The sequence below is a fragment of the Granulicatella sp. zg-84 genome (assembly GCF_010892375.1).
GTDB lineage: Bacteria > Bacillota > Bacilli > Lactobacillales > Aerococcaceae > WM01.
Map to the genome: position 1 here is coordinate 1 of NZ_WNJX01000019.1, position 21,288 is coordinate 21,288.

Below are 21,288 nucleotides of genomic sequence, written 5' to 3' on the forward strand. Positions count from 1 at the left end.
CAATGATTTTTTATGTCGAATGTCACACTCTGATATGTTTTCATGATCAAATGTGATGTTTTTATCCTTTAATTGTAGTAAGATTTCTGTTATATTAGACATAGGCAATTTCTCCTTATTATTTGGTGGTACTTTTAATTTAAGAGAAAATTGCCTTTTTGTCTACATAAAATTAGGGTTGCTGGCTTATGCCATCAACCCTAAAAATTATACAGCCTTTATATATAAAAATTCTGTTGATGTAATTTTTTATTATATATATTTAATGATTTTTATTGCTTGTTTTTCCTGTTTATAAGGCATTTGTTGAAAAGTTTTGTAAATTTCTTTGACAATTTCATGCAAATAGGATATAGTAAAATGACAAAATGATTAGAATAATATCTAATCATTATTTTATATTTAAGGAGGTGCTGTATGCCTGCGTCACGAACGTGTGTTTTCAGCACGATTGTTGCTCTTAGGTATATGATAATAGGTGCAGATAAGATGTAGTGTTTATAAATGATTTCATTTATAAACACGTTTTAAAGAAATTTGCATAATATTATATAAAAAGAGGTATATCGTATGAACAGATTGAGAAGATTATGGATAATTCCATTTTTGATGTTTATTTTAGCAGCATGTACTGGGAATAATACATCAAATGATACAAGAGAAGAATTTCGTGTTGGGATGGAGGCAAACTATGCACCTTTCAACTGGACACAAAGTGAAGCTGGTGAGGGAACTGCTCCGATAGAAGACGGAGAATATGCCGGTGGGTATGATGTGTCTATCGCACAAAAAATTGCAGATAAATTAAATCGTAAATTAGTTATTGTAAAATTGGAATGGGACGGTCTTATTCCGTCATTGCAATCCGGTAAAATTGATGCGATTATTGCGGGAATGTCCCCCACAGAAGAAAGAGCACAACAAATTGATTTTACGGGACCTTATTATGAATCGGTCTTTATGATGATTGTTAGAAAAGACGGTGCTTATGCGAATACATCTTCCATAGATGATTTTGCTGGTGCTAGAGTAACCGCACAATTAGGCACATTCCACTATGATATGATTGATCAATTAAAAGGTGCTGTTAAACAAGAAGCGATGTCTGATTTTTCTGCTATGCGTGTTGCGTTAGAAAGTGGAAAAATAGATGCGTATGTATCTGAAAAAGCTGTTGCCAATGAAGTGGTAGCCGCAAGTAAAGATTTAAAAATGATTGAGTTTGCTTCTGGAAAAGGATTTGTAACAAAGCCAGAAGAAGTACAAACAGCAATCGGAGTTAAAAAAGGTAGTCCATTAAAAGAACAAATTAACACAGTTCTTTCAGAAATTTCAACGAGTGAACGTGATGAATTGATGGATAAAGCATCACGTGGTCCGTCAGAACAAACAACGGGACATTTCTTAGAAGAAATGGGTGTTATTTTCCAAAAATATTATCCGCAATTATTTGCAGGTATGGGTGTGACATTATATATTTCACTCATTGGGACTATTGTTGGTTTATTGATTGGTTTATTGATTGGCGTGATTCGTACAGTGCCTTTATCAGATAAAAAAGGTGCATATCGTGTGTTCTTAAAAGTTGTGAATTGGTTATTGAATGCGTATGTTGAAATTTTCCGTGGAACACCGATGATTGTACAGGCAATGGTTGTCTATTATGGGTCAGCATTATTGTTCCATTTAGATATGGATAAAACATTTGCGGCATTATTGATTGTGTCAATTAACACCGGTGCCTATATGTCTGAAGTGGTGCGTGGTGGTATTTTATCCATTGACAAAGGTCAATTTGAAGCGTGTCAAGCGATTGGTATGACACATTTACAAGCAATGAAATATATCGTATTACCACAAGTGTTGCGCAATATTTTACCAGCTACGGGGAATGAGTTTGTTATCAATGTAAAAGATACATCTGTATTAAATGTCATTGGTGTATCAGAATTGTTCTTTGTGACAAAATCTATTGCGGCAACAAATTATCAATTTTTCCAAACATTTTTAGTAACATGTATTTTCTACTTCATTATGACATTTGTGATTACACGTATTTTACGTTGGTTAGAAAAACGTTTATCTGGTAAGCAAAGCTATTCTTTAGCAAGCGGAAATCAAATGCAAGTGTCAAAAGCACAAGAGAAAGAGTAGGTAGAAAATATGGAAACAGTTATTGAAATTAGACATTTAAATAAAAGTTTTGGTGAGAGAGAAGTTTTATCAGATATTAACTTTACGGTAAAAAAAGGACAAGTTGTTACTTTGATTGGTTCAAGTGGTTCTGGGAAATCAACCCTATTACGCTGTATCAATTTACTAGAAACGCCAACAGCTGGTGACATTTATTATTTAGGTGAAAATATTTTAGATGGAGCACATGATGTGTTTAAATATCGTACACATTTAGGTATGGTATTTCAACAGTTTAATTTATTTGAAAATTTAAATGTATTAGATAATTGCACAGTTGGACCTATAAAAGTTTTGAAAAAAACAGAGGAAGATGCAAAACAGTTAGCATTGCATTACTTACAACAAGTTGGTATGGCGGAGTACGTGAATGCCCGTCCGTCACAATTATCTGGGGGACAAAAGCAACGTGTGGCAATTGCCAGAGCGTTGGCAATGGAGCCTGATGTGTTATTGTTTGATGAGCCAACATCAGCACTTGATCCGGAAATGGTTGGAGAAGTATTACGTGTTATGAAAGATTTGGCTAATTCTGGGATGACAATGTTAGTTGTAACGCATGAAATGGATTTTGCAAGAGAAGTTTCGGACCATGTTGTTTTCATGGATAAAGGTGTTATTGCAGAAGAAGGTTCACCAGAAGATATTTTTAATCATCCAAAAGAAGATCGTACACGTGCCTTTTTAAGTCGTATTTTACAAAAATAAACAAAAAAGAACAGAAATTTATGAGATTTCTGTTCTTTTTGCGTATAATATAAATAGAGAAAGAAGGTGCGTGGATGTTACAGTTTGTTTTAGGAAATATTTTAACGAATAAGCAAGCGTGGTGTGTAGCAGATATGAAAGCGTTGCTTGAACAAAAACAAGTAAAACAAGTATTTTATCTTGTACCTGAGCATATTAAATTCGACTCAGAAATGAATGTTTTAACGCAATTACATCATGAGGATATAAGTGGTAGTATCGATATACAAATTTATAGTTTTTCAAGATTGGCATGGTATTTATTAAAAGACACGGGTGTTCTTGTGAAACCGCAATTAAGTAAAATTGGGTTAAGTATGCTTGTTCGTCATGTTTTATTGGAAAAACAATCTGAATTGGTTTTTTATCGTACACAAATTAATAAACAAGGGTTTATTAAGCAATTGACAGATTTATTTTTAGAATTTCGTTCGGGTGCCATTTCACAAGAAGATTTATATACCTTTTTTAAAGAAAAACCGAGCGATACAACAGAAAGCCAAGAAAATATGTATGTGAAGATGCAAGAACTAATGCTTTTGTATCGAGCATTTAATGAAAGATTAATAGGTAAGTATATTGAGAAAGAAGATTTATATACCCAATTAGCCGAGCATATTCATACAATGGATTTATCAGATACAGCCATTTATATTGACGGTTTTGAACATTTCTCTGCAAAGGAACAACAAATTATCCTTGCTTTAATGAAAAAAACATACAAGGTATCAGTAACTTTGCCTTTATCCAAAAAAGCAAAGGAAAAAACACCATTAACGCTTATTCCAATGATAACAAGAGAAAGATTAATTCAATTAGCACAAGAAAATAGTGTGCGTATTTCAGAAGTTGATGTCACAAAAGGATATGAGCGTTATAGTGAAGATATGCAGAAAATAGTTTCTTTTTGGGAAGAAGCTTTTCAGTCAGTTGAAAGAAAAGATAATGATGTAATAAAACAAGATGCTTTATTTATTCAAGAGTATGACACTAAACAAGAAGAAGTAACAGCCGTTATCAATCAGATAAGTAGATTGGTTGCGACAAAGCACTATCGTTATAAAGATTTTAGTATTTTGATGCGACAAGTTGAAGATTATGAAATGATTTTAAAACCTTTGTGTCATGAAAGCCAAATACCTTATTTTATTGATAATGCTGATACCATGGCATCACATCCTATTTCAGAATTTTTAGCATCTTTATATGCCATTCAAAAACGGAATTGGCAATATACGGATATGATGCGATTATTGCGATCAGATTTATTAGAGATAGGTGCGCAAGACGATATTGATGTGTTTGAAAATGATTTATTAGCAAATGGTTATGTCGGAAAACGTTGGTGGATTGAGGATAAGGAACAATGGAAGTATGAGCATATAAGAGAACGTATTGTCGGTATATTGCTTCCATATATTGAAACATTAGAGCAGGCAAGTACGATGAAAGATGCAGCAGTTGCTTTATACATGCTTTGTAAGGAGCATGGAGTAGTTTCAAAAATAAAGCAGTGGCGAGATGATTTCATTGCTCAAGGACAGTTGGAAAAAGCACGTCAACATGAACAGGCATGGCAGACGTTTATCCAATTATTAGATGAATTTGTGATGGTTCTAGGAAATATACCATTTGATTTACAAACATTTTATACGGTATTATCGAGTGGCTTTGAAGAGGCGGAGTATAGTTTAGTACCTCCTACATTGGATACGGTCACTATTTCAAGTTTAGACGGTAGACGTGCCACGACTAAAAAAATGATTTTTGTTTTAGGGGCAACGTCTAGTCAGTTTCCAAAAATATATGATAATAAAACATTGTTATCAGATGAAGAAAGACATCGGTTAACGCAAGTGTTAGCACCGGGTCATTATTTACAATTAGATACGCTTGATCGTACAATGGTAGAACCTTTTGTTGTGTATCAATTATTGGCGAGTGTAACAGAACAATTATATTTATTTTATCCAAAAACACATGAGCCAAAATCGACATATATAGAAATGTTAGAAAAGCGTTTTGATACACGAATGACGCCTCAATTATTAGGAAAAAGCAAACAAGTGATACGTTATTTAATGAAACAAATACGAACACATTATGATACGGATAGTACTTTATCTTTAATAGATAGATACTTAATTGCATTTATGCAACAAACGACGCCTTATCATGAAGTGTTTAAGCCGTTGATGAAGAGTTTTGAGTATCGCAATGTTCCGGTTCATTTAACGAATGCTTTAGAGTTATATCAAGGGCATTTATACTTATCTGTTTCTCAATTAGAAAGTTATTTCAAAGATCCGTACAGTCATTTTTTACAGTATGGCTTAAAGTTAAAAGAAAGACCTGTGTTGTCTTTAACACCGGCAGATGTAGGGAATGTTTTTCATGATACATTGGATATATTTTTTGAACAAGTGGAGCAGTACGAACAAGAGATTGATACATTGATTGAGCGTGCATTGACGACTGTTTTTGATAAACCACAGTACCGATTGTTTCAAATGACGAAAAGTATGGCTTTTTCAAAAGAATTATTAACGGATACGTTGACACACGTGATGCAACAATTATATCAAGCTAAAAAGCAGACCAATACACGTGTTATTGCGACGGAACAAGTTTTTGACACAAAGGGGTCGACAGGACTGATTTTACCAAAAATTGATTTATTATCGGATTATACGCTGTCTTTACGAGGAAAAATAGACCGGATTGATGTTGTCAATGGGGATTATTTAAGTGTTGTTGATTATAAATCAAGTGCAAAACAATTTGATTTAAGCCGTTTTTATGAGGGATTATCGTTACAGTTGATAACCTATTTATATGTGCTCGAACAAAATAAAAAGCAGTTGCATTTAGAAAACACAAAAACGATGGGTGCTTTTTATTATCATGTAGGCTATCCTTATGAAAGAGTGAAAACCAAAACATTCGATATGACGGATTTGGCATATACGCAAGAAAAATTTAATGGTATTTTATCATTATCTGTAGAAGATGTGGAAAAAATCCCAGATGTATCCATGTTTTATAAGGTTGGTTTAACAAAATCAAATACATTTAATAAAACAAAAACTATGCCAACAATAGAATCACTAGATACTTTTTTTGACTTTTTAATATGGAAAATAAAACAAGCTGGACAACGCATTTTATCTGGGGATATTCCTTTATCACCTATTAAAGATGAACCATTTACACCGTCTTTAAATGAGTTTAGAAGTATTTCTTTATTTGATGCTACTTTACCAGAAAATCAATATCGAAAATTATTGTCAGTAGAAGATGTGTTACAAGCAATGAAAGAAAAGGGAGTGAATGCAGATGATACCAGTCAAACCAACTAATGTAACCTTTACAGATTCGCAATGGGAGGCAATTTATGAAACGGGTAGTCATATTTTAGTTTCAGCATCTGCTGGCTCGGGGAAAACAACCGTTTTAACGAAGCGTATTGTTGAAAAATTAAGACGTGGAACGAAAATAGAAGAATTGCTTGTCGTGACCTATACAGAATTAGCCGCTAAGGAAATGCGCGAGCGTATCGAAAAAGAATTAAAAAATGTTATCAATATTGAAACAGATGTCGATACAAAGCGTCATTTACAAATGCAATTAAGATTGTTGCCACAAGCAAATATAAGCACCATTCACGCGTTTTGTTTAAAAGTGATTCGTAAACATTTTGCTAGTGTGGATATGGATCCTGTTTTTAGATTGATGACAGATGAAACAGAAATCCTGCTTTTAAAAGAAAAAGTATGGCATGAGTTAAAAGAAAAGCTCTATGATAGACAGTCATTTAGACAGTTGGCAAAAGCTTACTCAAGTGATAAGTATGATGATAAACTAACAGATCTTATTTTTTCGTTGTATGATTTTTCAAGAGCAAATGCCAATCCAGATGAATGGTTGAAACGGTTAGCGTCTTTATATAATATGGATAATTTAACAGACAGTGTTTTATTTCAATCACTTATTAAGCCCTATGTTATTTCTATGTTAGAAGATGCGGTTTTTCAATTAGAGCAAGGGATACAATGCTTAAATGGGGATGAACGTTTGGATAAAGTCACATGTTTACTCTCTGATGAAAAAGTGTTGATAGAGTATGTTTTAAATAGTTTAGTTGAAAATAAGGATTATGATAGTGTCTATGCAGCAATAAAACAAATTGAATTTTTACGTTTTCCGTCTATCAAAAAAGATAGCGATGTAAAAGAATTTTCGGAACAGGCTAAAGTATATCGTGATAAAGCGAAAAAAACGGTAGAGAATATGATTGAAGCTGTTTTTTATTGTCAAGAGCAGGTTCACCTTGATTTATTGCATAAGATTTTGCCGTATATTGATGAAATGATTGATGTTGTGACCTTATTTTCAAAGGCGTATGCACAAGAAAAGAAAGAGTATAATGTGCTTGAATTTAGTGATTTAGAACATATTACATTGTCTATTTTAGCACCGATGCATAATGGAAACCGACATATTAGTCCGGTAGCTTTAGAATATCAAGAATTATTTGAAGAAATTATGGTAGATGAGTATCAAGACGTCAATCGTTTACAAGAAACTATTTTATCGTATTTAACCAACGGGAAAAATATGTTTATGGTAGGTGATGTCAAGCAGTCTATTTATTCTTTCCGTTTAGCTGATCCGAGTTTATTTTTAGAAAAATATCTTGCTTTTGGAAATGAACAAGGTGGAAAACGTATTATTTTAGCAGAAAATTTCCGTTCAAGAGGGGAAGTTTTACATGCTACGAATTTTATTTTTCAACAAATTATGGATCAACAAGTTGGAGATATGGCGTACGACGATGATGCCATGCTTGTTCAAGGAAGTCAGGCTTATGCAGATGGTAGTGGATATGAACTTTCTGTTTTGTTATATGAAAAAGAAACACATCAAGAACAAGAACTGGATATGGATGTATCAGAAATGTTTAAAATTGATACAAAAACAGAAGGTGAAATCGTGATGGTTGCCAAGGAAATAGAGCGATTGATACAATCAACATTTTTAGTTCAAAGTACAGAAAAAGAAAATGGTAAATTTAAGCAACGTCCGATTACGTATGCTGATATTGTGTTATTAGTGCCGACAAAGAAAAATAATGTTGTCATTCAAGAAATTTTTAATCGGTATCATATTCCGATTCAGATTGATGAAGCAGAAACTTATTTCCAACGAACAGAAATTATGATTATGATGTCATTGTTAAAAATAATTGATAATCCGCATCAAGATATTCCACTTGTTTCTGTTTTACGTTCTCCATTGGTTGCATTAGATGAAAATGACTTAGCAGCTATTCGTATCAATCAACGTACCAGTGGATATTATGAAGCTGTTCAATCTTTTGTTGCTGATTTTGAGCGTGGCTCATTACCTCAAAATGCTTTTCATGAAGCGATTTATAAGAAATTAGTACGGTTTATGGAACGATTAAATACATGGAGATTTATGGCAACAAAAGAGTCTTTAGTGTCGTTAATTTGGCATATTTACCAAGAAACACATTTTTTAGACTATGTATTAGGTTTGCCGTCTGGTCGACAAAGACAAGCGAATTTACATGCTTTATATGAACGGGCAAGGGAATATGAGCAAACGGCATTTAAAGGATTGTTCCAATTTGTTCAGTTTATTGAAAAAATGCAAGAAAAAGATAAAGATTTATCCGAAGCATCTTTGTCTACTGGAAATGAAAATGTTGTTAAGTTGATGACCATTCATGCAAGTAAAGGTTTAGAATTTCCAGTCGTGTTTGTATTAGACTTGAATAAATCGTTTAATAAAAGAGATAGTCAATCCAGCTATGTCTTTACTGAAAAATATGGTATTGGTACAGACTATTTTGATATTGAGAAAAAATTTCAATTTCCGACACTTGCTCGTTTTGGTATGAGCCGATATAAAGAGAAAAAATTATTGGCAGAAGAAATGCGTAAATTATATGTGGCATTAACAAGAGCAAAAGAAAAATTATATTTAGTTGGAAATTGTGTCAATGAAAAAGATTATTGGGAAAAATTATCCGGTATTGCTAGTTATAATGAAGTTGTGTTACCTTCGGGAAGTCGTTTATCTAGTCAGAGTGCATTATCTTGGATAAATATGGCACTAGTGCGTCATCGTATGGCAGAAAATAATTATTTACCAGTCTATACATATCCAACTGTACTGTTACAATCACCGATTCGTTTTACCATTCAATTTTTTAAAGAACAGGATTTAATGATAAACCAATCCGAAGTGTCTGATATAAAAACAGTGACTGAATGGGTGCAGGAGCAGGTAATAGACGTATCTCATTCGGAGGATATGCAAGATATTATTCAAACGATTGAGCATGTGTATCCATATATGGCTCAAGTGCAAACGACAACCTATCAATCAGTATCTGAATTGAAGCGTATGGCAGAAGATCCAGATTTGCTTGAGATGCAACCTTTAGGTCAAGGTAATCGTTATGTTAGTGATGATTTAATGGTACCCATGTTCATGAAGGAAGATATGGTAACAAATACAATGATAGGAACGGCTGTTCATTTAGTTATGCAAACAATATCTTTAGAACAGACTGTTACAATGCAGATGATTGATACACATATTAATCAATTCGTTTCAAAAGGGCTAATGTCACAAGAGGTTGCTGAAAAAATAAATCGTTATAATATTTTGCGTTTCTTCTCAACGGATTTAGGACAGTTAATGCTGAAACAACAGAGATTATTACACCGAGAAGTGCCGTTTTCGTTAGCGGTCAATGCACATCTTCTGTTTCAAAGTATGGAAAAAACAGATGAAAAAGTGCTGATACATGGGGTTGTTGACGGCTATATAGAATATGACGATGAGATTATTTTGTATGATTTTAAAACAGACTATATTGGACAAAATATAACGGTAGAAACCATTATGAATCGTTATCGTCAACAAATGAATGTTTATGCGACAGCCTTAACCTCTATTTTACATAAGCCGGTTACAAAAAAATATTTATGTTTATTAAGTATTGGAGAAAATGTTTTAGTTGATTAATTAGATATAATCCGCCAGCTATGTCGTTAGGCATAGCTGGCGGGGTGTATTATTTATTTCTAAATTTTTGGAAATAACACTATGGAAAACAGGTTATTTACAAAAAAACGGAAATTTATATCTTGAAACACAATTATTTTCAAATTTTTGAAAATAATTGTGTCTTGATGTATAATCATCTTGAGGTGATTATATGGAATTTGTATCAAGACCTATGTATCTTGAATTTTTACAAAGACATAAAGATAAACCAATCATTAAAATTGTGAGTGGCGTTAGACGTGCTGGGAAATCTGTTTTGTTTACACTTTTCAAAAAAAATTTAATGGAAAGTGGTGTTTTTGAAGAACAAATTATTTCTGTGAATTTTGAAGATTTAAGTTTTTATGAATTGCGTGATTTTAAACGATTGTATGCGTATATTCAAGAGCATTTGATAGAGAATAAAAAATGTTATATTTTTTTAGATGAAATTCAACATGTACCTAATTTTGAATTAGTAGTAGATAGTTTGTTTATTAAACCTAATGTGGATATTTATATGACAGGTTCAAATGCCTATTTTATGAGTAGTCAGTTAGCAACTAATTTAACAGGACGTTATGTTGAATTAGAAGTTCTACCACTATCTTTTTCAGAGTACATACAAGGATTGTCAAATAAACAAGACCATATTGTATTATCAGATGCTTTTAATCAATACGCATTTAGTGCTTTTCCATATCTTTTGCAAACAGAAAACTTTTTAGAACGTGTGGAATATTTAAGAGGTATTTATCATTCTGTTTTAGTGAATGATATTGTATCACGTATAGGAAATCCTAATACGTCATTATTAGAAAGAATTATTCGAACATTGTTGAGTAATGTTGGAAGCTTAGTATCAACCAATAAAATAAAAAATACATTGATAAGTCAACATGTGACGATTTCTCATAGTTCTTTAGAAAATTATCTTGAAGCATTAACAGATAGTCTGCTTTTTTATGCTGTTCCACGCTTTGATGTAAAAGGGCGAGAGTTATTGCAACGTCTAGAAAAATATTACACTGTCGATTTAGGATTTCGACATCTATTATTACCAGATCATCAGGAAGATTTTGGACATCTTTTAGAAAATATTGTGTATTTAGAATTGCGTAGAAAATATGCGAAGGTATATGTTGGAAATGTTGGGAAATATGAAGTGGATTTTGTGGTTATCACAGATAAAGGAACGTATGCTTATTATCAAGTCAGTGAAACAACTTTAGCACCCGAAACACTTGAACGGGAGCTACGTCCATTAAGAGAAATCAATGATCAATTTCCAAAATATTTATTAACAATGGATACAATACAACCAAGTGCCAATTATAACGGAATAGAAAAAAAGAATATTATTGATTGGTTGTGTGAATAAGCATGTTTTTATGATAAATAAATATTTTGAATAGAATACATAAATAAGGAAAGACAATCTCATTATCTTTCCTTATTTTTTGTCAAAATAATGATTATAAATGACCGAAAATGATTGATTTTGATTGAAAAATCGTTATAATAGGTGGTGCATAGGAAAGGGAGGGCTGTTTTATGTTGGCAACGGAAAGACATCGTTTGATTTTAGACTTATTAGCACGTCAAAAGAGTGTCACGGTACTTGAATTTGTGGAAACATTAAAAAGTTCACAGGCAACCATTCGACGAGATTTACAGTATCTTGAAGAAAAGAGAAAACTAAAGCGAGTACATGGTGGAGCAGAATGTTTAACGCCGTCTAGTGAAGAAAGTTTACTGACCGATAAATTAGTGTGGTATACAAAGGAAAAACAAGCGATTGGTAAATATGTTGCAACGCACTTTTTATCGCAAGTAAAAAGAATTTATTTAGATGCGGGATCAACAACACACAATATTATTCCTTTTTTAAGTGCAACAAAGCATGAAGTGATTACCAATGGGGTACATCATGTGAGTGCTTTGTTAGAATATGGTATTCCAACGTTATTAGTTGGAGGTCAATTAAAACAAACGACACAAGCTATTATTGGGAGTGTGGCGTTACAGCAATTACAACAATATCAATTCGATATGGCTATTTTAGGAACAAATGGTATTGATTTTTCGTTTGGTTTCTCAACGCCCGATTCAGAAGAGGCAATGATTAAACAGCTCGTGAAAAATCATGCCAATCAAACAATTATTGTATCCGATTCATCAAAATTCGATAAAAAATCATTTCATCAATTTGCGACGTTTGAAGATACTATGTTGGTTGTCGATAGTTGTCCTAAAAAATATCAGCGTTACCACAATATTTATACAGTGAAGGAGGGATAACATGCTTTATACGATTACATTTAATCCAGCCGTTGATTTAGTGATAAATGTACCGAGTGTTACCTTGGGCGATTTAAACCGCTCCGTAGGAGAAAATTACGTTGCCGGTGGCAAAGGTATCAATATGTCTGTTATTTTAAAACGTTTAGGATTTGTGAATACAGCAGTTGCATTTTTAGGTGGCTTTTCAGGAACGTATATTCAGTCAGAATTAGAAAAAGACAATATTATAGTGAAACGTATTGAGATAGACGGTATTACACGTATCAATGTGAAATTAAAAAGTCAAGAAGAAACAGAAATCAATGCGAATGGTGCATACGTTTCAAAAGAGAAATTTGAAGAATTGTACACGTATTTTGAAAATGTCTTGACGAATGAAGACACAGTCTTTTTAGCAGGGAATAAAGCACCTGGCATGACAAGTGAACATTATGTGATGATTGCTAAACTATGTCAAGAAAAAGGTACAAAATTAGTACTAGATACAACAAAAGAATTATTAACACAATGTTTGCCGTATGAACCATTTATTATTAAGCCAAATCATCATGAATTAGGCGAATTGTTTGATGTTGTGATTGATAGTGAAGAACAAATTATCCACTATGCAAAACAATTACAAAAACAAGGTGCAAAAAATGTACTTGTTTCTCGTGGGAAAGAGGGTTCTTTGTTAGTCACAACAGACGGTCAAATTTTCACAGCTAATGTACCTAAAGGTACGGTTGTGAACTCGGTAGGAGCAGGGGATTCTATGTTGGCAGGATTTATGTCCTCTTACTTACAAACAGGAGATTATATGACTGCACTTAAACAAGGTGCAGCTACGGGAAGTGCAACAGCTTTTTCGGTAGGTATTGCTACATTAGAATTGATTGATACATTATTACCACAAATAACAGTGACTAAAATACAATAGTAGAAAGGAATATATATGAGATTATCAGAATTATTTATAAAAGATGCAATGACATTAGACTTGCAATCAACAACAAAAGAAGAAACATTATCCGTTTTAGCAAATCGCTTTGCACAAGTTGGAGGTGTAAGTGATGTTGAGGGGTATGTAGAAAACTTGAAAAAGCGTGAAGCACAATCCACAACAGGTGTGGGAGATGAAATTGCGATTCCTCATGCACAACATGCTTCTATTCAAAAACCAGCGATTGTTTTTGGACGTTCTTCACAAGGGATTAACTGGGAATCATTTGACGGTCAACCTGCTAAATTAGTGTTTATGATTGCTGCTCCAGAAGGTGCAGGTGGCGAACACTTGAAAGCTTTAGCAAGTTTATCAAAAGTATTGATGAATATGGATGCAAAAACAGCTTTATTAAATGCACAATCTCCAGAAGAAGTTATTTCTGTGATTGAGCAGTTTGAAGAAAAACCAGAAGAAACACCTGAAATGGTAGAGGAAGCATCAAAAACAGATGCGTATGTTTTAGCTGTTACAGCTTGTCCAACTGGTATTGCACATACTTTTATGGCAGCAGAAAAATTAGAGCAAGCAGGTAAAAAAGCAGGCATCAAGATTAAAGTTGAAACAAATGGCCAAGGTGGTATTGGTAATCGTTTAACAGCAAAAGATATTGAAGAAGCGACAGCGATTATCGTTGCGGCTGATAAAAATGTAGAAATGGCTCGTTTTAATGGTAAACCTGTCATTGTAACAAAAGTAGCGGACGGTATTCATAAAGCGGATGAATTGGTAGAGCGTGCGATGAAGGCAGATGCACCAATTTATAAAGCAGGAGATATTCGTGAAACAATGGGACAAGATGTTGCCAATGAAAGTTTAGGGCGTAAAGCGTATAAACATTTGATGAATGGTATTTCTCATATGTTACCATTCGTTGTAGCAGGTGGTATTTTTATTGCGATTTCGTTCTTCTGGGGTATCAATGCGTTTGATCCAAAAGATGCGTCTTACAATGCAGCTGCTCAATTTATTTTCACATTAGGTAAATTGTCATTTGCAATGATGTTACCAGTTTTAGCTGGTTTTATTGGTCATTCTATTGCCGACCGTCCAGGTTTAGTTGTTGGTTTTATGGGTGGTATTTTAGCGAATCCGGGTGTGTTATCTGATTCCAATGGATTGGTAGAAGCATCACATATTCAACCGTCTGGTTTTTTAGGTGCATTAGTTGCCGGTTTCTTAGCAGGTGGTATTATTATATTCTTGCGTAAAGCATTTGCATGGTTACCAAAATCATTGGAAGGTTTAAAACCAATTTTCTTATTCCCTATTTTTGGAACACTGATTATGGGACTTTTAATGATTTTAGTATTAAATGCACCAATGGCAGCTATTACAAATGGTTTAACAACATTTATTGATTCTATTCCGACAGAATTAAAAATGGTTGTTGGATTTGTTGTCGGTGGTATGATGGCGATTGATATGGGTGGCCCAATCAATAAAGCAGCATATGCTACTGGAACAGCTTTAGTAACGACAGCAGCGGCTGGTGCTGGTTCAGATGTAATGGCAGCTGTTATGGTTGGTGGTATGGTACCGCCAATGGCAATTTTCTTCTCTGCTTTAATCAAAAAAGATTTATGGGAAGAATCTCAACGTGATAGTGCATTAGTAAACTGTGTCATGGGTATGGCGTTTATTACAGAAGGCGCTATTCCATTTGCGGCATCAAATCCAGCTAAAGTTATACCTGCTCTAGCTCTTTCAAGTGGTGTTGCCGGTGCATTAAGTATGTTATTAGGTGCAAGTAGCCGTGTACCACATGGTGGATTCTTTGCTTTAATGACAAATGGTATTATCAATCCGTTTGGATTTTTTGCAGCATGGATTATTGGTTCACTATTAGGTGCAATTTTATTGATTGTATTTGTAGGTAAAAAGAAAGCATAGTAAAACATAACGCTACCCACGGAAACATTCGTTTCCGTGGGTAGCGTTTATTTATGATTAATGCGTAAAAAATCCTATTTTTTGAGGCCCTAGTTCAAGGTTCATTGTATCGAAAAATAGACGAATAGAACTGTATAGCCCGTAGTGATAAAAAGTACCTTTGTGTAATGGTGTATATAATGTCACACTGTCAACAAGGCTTTTTTCTTTTTCTGTTAAGTGAATGCCACCGTTTATAGCATGATTGTCATAGGAAATTGTTTGTCCTGTTTTTAAGTGTATGGTTTGTCCGGTAGGTTTTGTTGCTGCTTCTATTTTATGTTGAAAAAGAAACGGCAGACAAAGACAGGTAAGTAAAACATATTTTTTTGTTTTCATAGTCATTTCCTCACTTTCTTATATTTATTATACACTTGATATATGAATATATCGAGTGGAAATAGTGAGTTTTTGTTGTTTTTATTTAAATGATAGAAAGCGTATTGCTTTCTATCATAAAGATTTTAGAGCAATACGCTTTTTATGAGATCTAGTTTGATAATATTGGAACATTTGATAAACTCATATTTTTTAAGAGCGTTTTTCATCGTTGTTTTTATTCATAAGGTTCAACGTGAACATCGGTAAAGGTTACACCAAATTGTTCACTTAATTCTTTTTCTATGGTTTCAGTCACATCATGACTTTCTTTTACCGTTAAGTGTGCATTCATTAAAACTGTGACATCAACATAAATATTTGCTCCGTAATGACGTGCTTTTATGGAGCGGACGTCATGTATTTCTGGGTGAGATAAAATGAGTTTTCTAAATGGTTCTAATTGTTCGGTATCAAAGCCATCGGACAGAGCGAAGGCACTTTCTTTAAAGACGGAAAAAGCGGTATTTAAAATAAAGGCAGATACAAAAATCGCCATGATACTATCAATCCAATACCATTTAAACAAAACTGCAAAGAAAATAGAAATAGCGGTTGATAAACTGGTAAATGCATCAGCTAAGTTATTTTGTGCAACGGCTTTTAATCCCATGGATTGAATACGGTTTGCAAGGCGATGATTATAAAAATAAGTTGCAAACATTAAGGCACTGGCGAATATGCCAATGGCTGCTAGGCTTAAATCAAAATTAGGTTCTTCTTGTTGAACTAGTGATGTAAAAGAGGAGAATAATACTTGTAATCCGATAAAACACATAATAAAAGAACTCATTAAACTAGAAATACCTTCTACTTTCCAGTGCCCGTATTGATGTTCTTCATCGGCAGGTTGTTTTGCCAATCGGATACCGAAAAAAACGGCAACGGAGGATAATACGTCGGTAAAGTTATTCCAACCGTCAGCGGAAAGTGCCGATGATTTGAAAAGAGTACCGAGAATAATTTTTAGTGATGCAATAACTGTGTAGATAATGATACTAATAAGTGTCCCTCGTTCAGCGAGGGTTAAATGGTCGTTTTTAAGTTGCATACTTATCCCTTTCTACATGAAAAAACTAGAAACCACGTGATTTCTAGTAGCTTTAAATGATGTCTTTATTATATCAAAATTTCTTGTTTTTGAATAGTTTTAGTATCTGTTTAAAGTATGTTATAATAAAGAATATTCATAACAGTGAGGTGATGATATTGGCATCACGTATGGAAAAAAATCATGGGAAAAAACGAGAGCTAGAAGAAAAAACGCTTTTCAAAGATCCTGAAATATTAACACCAGAAGATAGACAGTTATTAGATGAGATGTACCAAGCACATCTTAAAGAGCAAGAACAAAGAGAAAGAGAACAATATAAAATCAATCGATTAAATGATATGAACCGATTTTTAAATTGGGGCATCGTTATTGTCAGTATTTTATTATGTATTGTTTTATATGTTGCATTTACGAAATAGGAAAGGTAGAGAATAGATGAAAATAGGAATTATTGGTGCTATGGCACAAGAAACAGTTTTGTTAAAAACAAAGATGAGTGATATTGTTGAAAAACAATGTTATCATTTAACATTTATTACGGGGCGATTGTATCAACATGATATTGTGCTAGTACAGTCCGGTATTGGAAAAGTTAATTCAACAATAGCAACGACACTATTGATTAGTCAATTTGACGTTGATTATGTGATTAACACTGGTTCGGCAGGTAGTCTGAAAAAAGGCTTATCCATTGGAGATGTTGTGGTGTCTAATCAAGTAGCCTATCATGATGCAGATGCAACGGTATTTGGGTATAAAGTGGGACAAATCCCTCAAATGCCATTATATTACAAAGCGAATGAACAGTTAATGGCACACGCACAAAAAGCAATCGAAAAAGTATCTTTGCGAGCTAATGTTGGTGAGATTGTATCGGCAGATACATTTGTAGCTGCTCCGGAAAGTATTGCGCGTATTCAAAAATATTTCCCAGATGCTCTTTGTACAGAAATGGAAGGTGCATCTATTGCCCAAACATGTCATGTATTAGGAGTACCATTTGTTGTGGTACGTGCCATTTCAGATAATGCAGACAATGAAGCACCTGTTTCATTTGATGAATTTATTGTTACAGCAGGTGAAAAATCAGCACAAATGGTCTTAGCAATGTTGGAGGATATGTAATGGAATGTTTAATTGTCATTGATTATACGAATGATTTTATTGATGATAATGGGGCGTTAACATGTGGGGAAAATGGGAAAGCGATTGAAGAAAAGATTATGGAACTGGTTAAGACCTTTAATAAACGTCAAGACTATGTTATTTTTGCGATTGATAAACATGAACGTAATGATGTGTATCATCCTGAAACAAAATTATACCCACCACATAATATTGAAGATACACAAGGTAGAGTATTATATGGAAAACTGGAACAATATGCAAAAGCTCATCCGGAATGTTATCAAATGGCCAAACGCCGTTATTCTGCTTTTTCAGGGACAGAGTTAGATCATCGTTTGCGTGAAAGACATATAGAAGTTATCCATTTATGTGGGGTATGCACAGATATTTGTGTTTTACATACAGCAATTGATGCTTATGAATTAGGCTATAAAATTGTTATTCATGAAAAAGCCGTCGCAAGTTTTAATGAAGATGGACATCGGTTTGCATTAGACCATTTTGAAAAAGTACTCGGTGCAACAATAGAAAGAGGATAGCATGAAAATTTTGTTTATAGGTGATATAGTTGGAAATATTGGTCGTGAAATGCTTGAAGAAACATTACCAAAATTAAAACAAAAATATCGTCCTCAAGTAACCATTGCCAATGCAGAAAATGCAGCTCATGGTAAAGGTATTACTGAAAAAATATATAAGCAATTACTTCAAGCAGGTATTGATGTGATTACAATGGGAAATCACACATGGGATAATAAAGATATTTTTGATTTTATTGACCGTGCGCCAAAACTTGTAAGGCCGGCTAATTTTCCTAAAGCTGTCGCAGGTAAAGGCTATACGATTATTAGCGTGAATCAACTTAAATTGGCTATTATCAATCTTCAAGGTAGAGTTTTTATGAACGCTTTAGAAGATCCATTTAAAATTGGTAAAGAAATTGTGGAAGAATGTCGCAAATATACTCCTCATATTTTTATTGATTTTCATGCAGAAGTAACAAGTGAAAAACAAGCATTGGGGTGGTTTATGGACGGTCTTGCCTCTGCTGTTGTTGGGACACATACGCATGTTCAAACGAATGATGCACGTATTTTACCGAATGGAACAGCATATTTAAGTGACGTGGGTATGACTGGAGCGTATGACGGTATTTTAGGATTAAAAAGAGAAAATATTATCGAGCGATTTCAAACACATTTACCAGCTCGTCACGAAGTGATTGATAGTGGTCGAAAAATTTTATCGGCATGTTTTATTGAACTAGACGACGTGAGTGGTAAAGCGAAAAAAATTGAAAATATTATGATTAATCCAGATAGACAATTATAATAGAAACAACACATTTAAAATTTATGGATAAGAGAATAATGTTAAACGAGTGTTTTACTTCTTAATATTACTCTCTTACTCTTTTTTCTTGGGATGATAAGGAGGATTTCATGACAGAAACACCATTTAAGCAAGCGTTTTTTCATAGTTTACCCATTTGCTTAGGGTATTTATGTCTTGGAAGTGCATTTGCTTTGTTGATGTTACAATCGGGATTTCAATGGTATTGGGCAGTTTTGATGAGTATTGTCATTTATGCAGGCTCTATGCAGTTTGCATTAGTATCTTTATTAGCAACACAAACACCATTATGGTTCATTGCGTTGATGACTGTTGTTATCAATGGCAGGCATCTGTTTTACGGTATTCGATTTGTTGAGTTATTCAAAAAAATGGGTTGGAAATATCCATACATGATTTTTTCATTAACGGATGAAACATTTTCTGTCTTACTCGGTGTCAAATTGACAGATGAGCATCAAGATATTGCCTTTTATATTGCGTTATTCAATCATATTTATTGGATTAGTGGGACAATATTAGGATGTATTTTGGGGAATACATTGCCTATTGATATGAAAGGTGTCGAATTTTCTATGACGGCTTTATTCATTGTGATTGTCATTGAGCAGTGGAAGCAATCAATTTCTAAATTGCCTTTTTTAATAGGGGGAGTAACAGGTCTGGCAATGATACATCTATTCGGGACAAAGTATTTTTTGATATATAGTTTATGCTGTATTATTTTTTTACTCGTCCTTTTTTATGATAAAAAACAAGGAGAAAATATGGTATGATATATGTACTACTGGGGATAATGATAGCTAGTTTTGTCACTTTTTTTATTCGTGCAATACCATTTATTGTCTTATCAAAAATGAAAAAAGTACCTAGCTTATTAGAATATTTAAAAGATGTATTGCCACAGGCAATCATGACACTACTTGTGTTGTATTCAGTCAAAGATTATTTATATACAGATACAAAAACAATGTTGACTGTATGTATAATGAGTGGGGTTGTTGTACTTGTACACCTTTGGAAGAGAAACGTACTATTAAGTGTATTAGTGCCAACTATTTTATTTATGATGCTTATTTAAATAAGCGTTCTTTATTATTTTGTGCTTAATTTTAATGACCAACATAGGACGAGATGATGGTAAGTGACTCTTAGCAACACAAGACAACATTTTGTCACATAATGAGTAAAAAATACAAAAAATAAATGGGGGAAAAGGGTAGTATGTAACGAATAATCATAATTTTTGGTATAAAAAACCAATAGATATAAATAGCATAGTCTTATCAATCATTAAAGTTAAGAGTGTAGGATACTTACTGTATCTTACAAAAACAACTATTAAGCTGATTATGTAAAATGTATACTTGATAAAGTATCTACATTTGTTTGGAATGTTATGTGAAGTAAGGAGAAACGAGCCATGACTTATCATTAGGAGGAAGAACAATGAAGTATGGTTATGTACGGGTATCCACAAAAGAACAAAATATAGATAGACAAATGACAGCGATGCTTAAAGAAAAAATAGATAGAAAATATATTTATATTGATAAGCTATCAGGAAAAGATTTTAAACGTCCTATGTATAAAAGAATGGTAAAACGAATGCAAAAGGGGGATGAGTTAGTTATAAAGTCAATAGATAGACTAGGAAGAAATTATGACGAAATCATTGAGCAGTGGCGCTATTTAATTAAGGAAAAAGAAATTGACATTACTGTTTTAGATTTTCCATTATTGAATACTAACTCAGAAATTGACAATATTACAGGTAAATTTATTTCTGGATTGGCACTGCAAATACTGTCTTATGTGGCTCAAGTTGAACGAGAAAACACAAAGCAAAGGCAAATGGAAGGTATCGAAGAAGCAAAGAAAAAAGGAATACAATTTGGTAGACCTAGGAAAAAAAGACCAAGTTATTTCCATGAATTTTATACTTTGTGGAAAAGAAAAGAAATCACAATTCGAGAAGGTGCAAAACAATTAGGGGTATCTAAGACCACATTTCATAATTGGTTGCAAGAGGAATATGAGGAAGCACACGAATTGAATAAATATAGATAGCAAAAGAGGTAAATGGGTACATTAGTATCCACTTACCTCTTTTATTTTAAGCAAAACGTACAAG

At 33.4% G+C, this 21,288-nt stretch carries 17 protein-coding genes; 15 read left to right on the forward strand and 2 right to left on the reverse strand.

The features are described from left to right. Nucleotides 1–570 precede the first annotated feature (570 nt). The 8 genes from GMA06_RS05510 (at nt 571) to GMA06_RS05545 (ending at nt 15,202) form a co-directional block, all read left to right on the forward strand. On the forward strand, nt 571–2,154 hold the full coding sequence (locus GMA06_RS05510; RefSeq protein WP_163561960.1) for an ABC transporter permease subunit: 1,584 nt from the start codon (nt 571–573) through the stop codon (nt 2,152–2,154). Between the two features lie 9 nt (nt 2,155–2,163). Then, the gene (locus GMA06_RS05515; protein ID WP_163561961.1) at nt 2,164–2,901 is read left to right on the forward strand and encodes an amino acid ABC transporter ATP-binding protein; all 738 of its coding nucleotides are present in this window, start codon (nt 2,164–2,166) and stop codon (nt 2,899–2,901) included. Between the two features lie 74 nt (nt 2,902–2,975). After that, nucleotides 2,976–6,299: a PD-(D/E)XK nuclease family protein gene (locus GMA06_RS05520; protein WP_163561962.1), complete on the forward strand. Its 3,324-nt coding sequence runs from the start codon at nt 2,976–2,978 to the stop codon at nt 6,297–6,299. Beyond that, nucleotides 6,277–10,002 carry a helicase-exonuclease AddAB subunit AddA gene (addA, locus tag GMA06_RS05525; RefSeq protein WP_163561963.1) on the forward strand — a complete coding sequence of 1,242 codons (3,726 nt, stop codon included), beginning with the start codon at nt 6,277–6,279 and terminating at the stop codon, nt 10,000–10,002. The genes GMA06_RS05520 and addA overlap by 23 nt, the downstream gene beginning before the upstream one ends. 193 nt (nt 10,003–10,195) lie before the next feature. Further along, nucleotides 10,196–11,404 (forward strand): ATP-binding protein, encoded by a 1,209-nt coding sequence (locus tag GMA06_RS05530; protein ID WP_163561964.1) that lies wholly within the window; start codon nt 10,196–10,198, stop codon nt 11,402–11,404. Between the two features lie 173 nt (nt 11,405–11,577). Continuing rightward, a complete protein-coding gene (locus GMA06_RS05535; protein ID WP_163561965.1) occupies nt 11,578–12,324 on the forward strand; it encodes a DeoR/GlpR family DNA-binding transcription regulator in 747 nt (248 codons plus the stop codon). A gap of 1 nt (nt 12,325) precedes the next feature. Continuing rightward, nucleotides 12,326–13,246, forward strand: coding sequence for a 1-phosphofructokinase (gene pfkB, locus GMA06_RS05540; RefSeq protein WP_163561966.1), 921 nt, complete (start codon nt 12,326–12,328; stop codon nt 13,244–13,246). A gap of 15 nt (nt 13,247–13,261) precedes the next feature. Beyond that, a complete protein-coding gene (locus GMA06_RS05545; RefSeq protein WP_163561967.1) occupies nt 13,262–15,202 on the forward strand; it encodes a fructose-specific PTS transporter subunit EIIC in 1,941 nt (646 codons plus the stop codon). Between the two features lie 57 nt (nt 15,203–15,259). Here the strand turns inward: GMA06_RS05545 and GMA06_RS05550 are convergent, their stop codons facing one another. Both GMA06_RS05550 and GMA06_RS05555 read right to left on the reverse strand, forming a co-directional pair. Then, the gene (locus GMA06_RS05550; protein ID WP_163561968.1) at nt 15,260–15,586 is read right to left on the reverse strand and encodes a hypothetical protein; all 327 of its coding nucleotides are present in this window, start codon (nt 15,584–15,586) and stop codon (nt 15,260–15,262) included. Between the two features lie 211 nt (nt 15,587–15,797). Then, nucleotides 15,798–16,670: a cation diffusion facilitator family transporter gene (locus GMA06_RS05555; protein WP_163545992.1), complete on the reverse strand. Its 873-nt coding sequence runs from the start codon at nt 16,668–16,670 to the stop codon at nt 15,798–15,800. Between the two features lie 170 nt (nt 16,671–16,840). Here GMA06_RS05555 and GMA06_RS05560 point away from each other — a divergent pair, with 170 nt between their 5' ends. From GMA06_RS05560 to GMA06_RS05590, 7 genes are all read left to right on the forward strand, one after another. Beyond that, a complete protein-coding gene (locus tag GMA06_RS05560) occupies nt 16,841–17,092 on the forward strand; it encodes a hypothetical protein (protein ID WP_163561969.1) in 252 nt (83 codons plus the stop codon). A gap of 16 nt (nt 17,093–17,108) precedes the next feature. Next, nucleotides 17,109–17,798, forward strand: a complete 690-nt coding sequence (locus GMA06_RS05565; protein WP_163561970.1) for a 5'-methylthioadenosine/adenosylhomocysteine nucleosidase — start codon at nt 17,109–17,111, stop codon at nt 17,796–17,798. Next, nucleotides 17,798–18,340, forward strand: a complete 543-nt coding sequence (locus GMA06_RS05570) for an isochorismatase family cysteine hydrolase (protein WP_163546005.1) — start codon at nt 17,798–17,800, stop codon at nt 18,338–18,340. Before GMA06_RS05565 ends, GMA06_RS05570 begins: the two co-directional genes overlap by 1 nt. A gap of 1 nt (nt 18,341) precedes the next feature. After that, complete coding sequence (locus GMA06_RS05575; RefSeq protein WP_163546006.1) at nt 18,342–19,133, forward strand: TIGR00282 family metallophosphoesterase; 792 nt, start codon at nt 18,342–18,344, stop codon at nt 19,131–19,133. A gap of 110 nt (nt 19,134–19,243) precedes the next feature. Then, a complete protein-coding gene (locus GMA06_RS05580; RefSeq protein WP_163561971.1) occupies nt 19,244–19,930 on the forward strand; it encodes an AzlC family ABC transporter permease in 687 nt (228 codons plus the stop codon). Beyond that, the gene (locus tag GMA06_RS05585; RefSeq protein ID WP_163561972.1) at nt 19,927–20,235 is read left to right on the forward strand and encodes an AzlD domain-containing protein; all 309 of its coding nucleotides are present in this window, start codon (nt 19,927–19,929) and stop codon (nt 20,233–20,235) included. The genes GMA06_RS05580 and GMA06_RS05585 overlap by 4 nt, the downstream gene beginning before the upstream one ends. 368 nt (nt 20,236–20,603) lie before the next feature. Beyond that, nucleotides 20,604–21,224: a recombinase family protein gene (locus tag GMA06_RS05590; protein WP_163546009.1), complete on the forward strand. Its 621-nt coding sequence runs from the start codon at nt 20,604–20,606 to the stop codon at nt 21,222–21,224. The last annotated feature ends 64 nt before the right edge of the window (nt 21,225–21,288 follow it).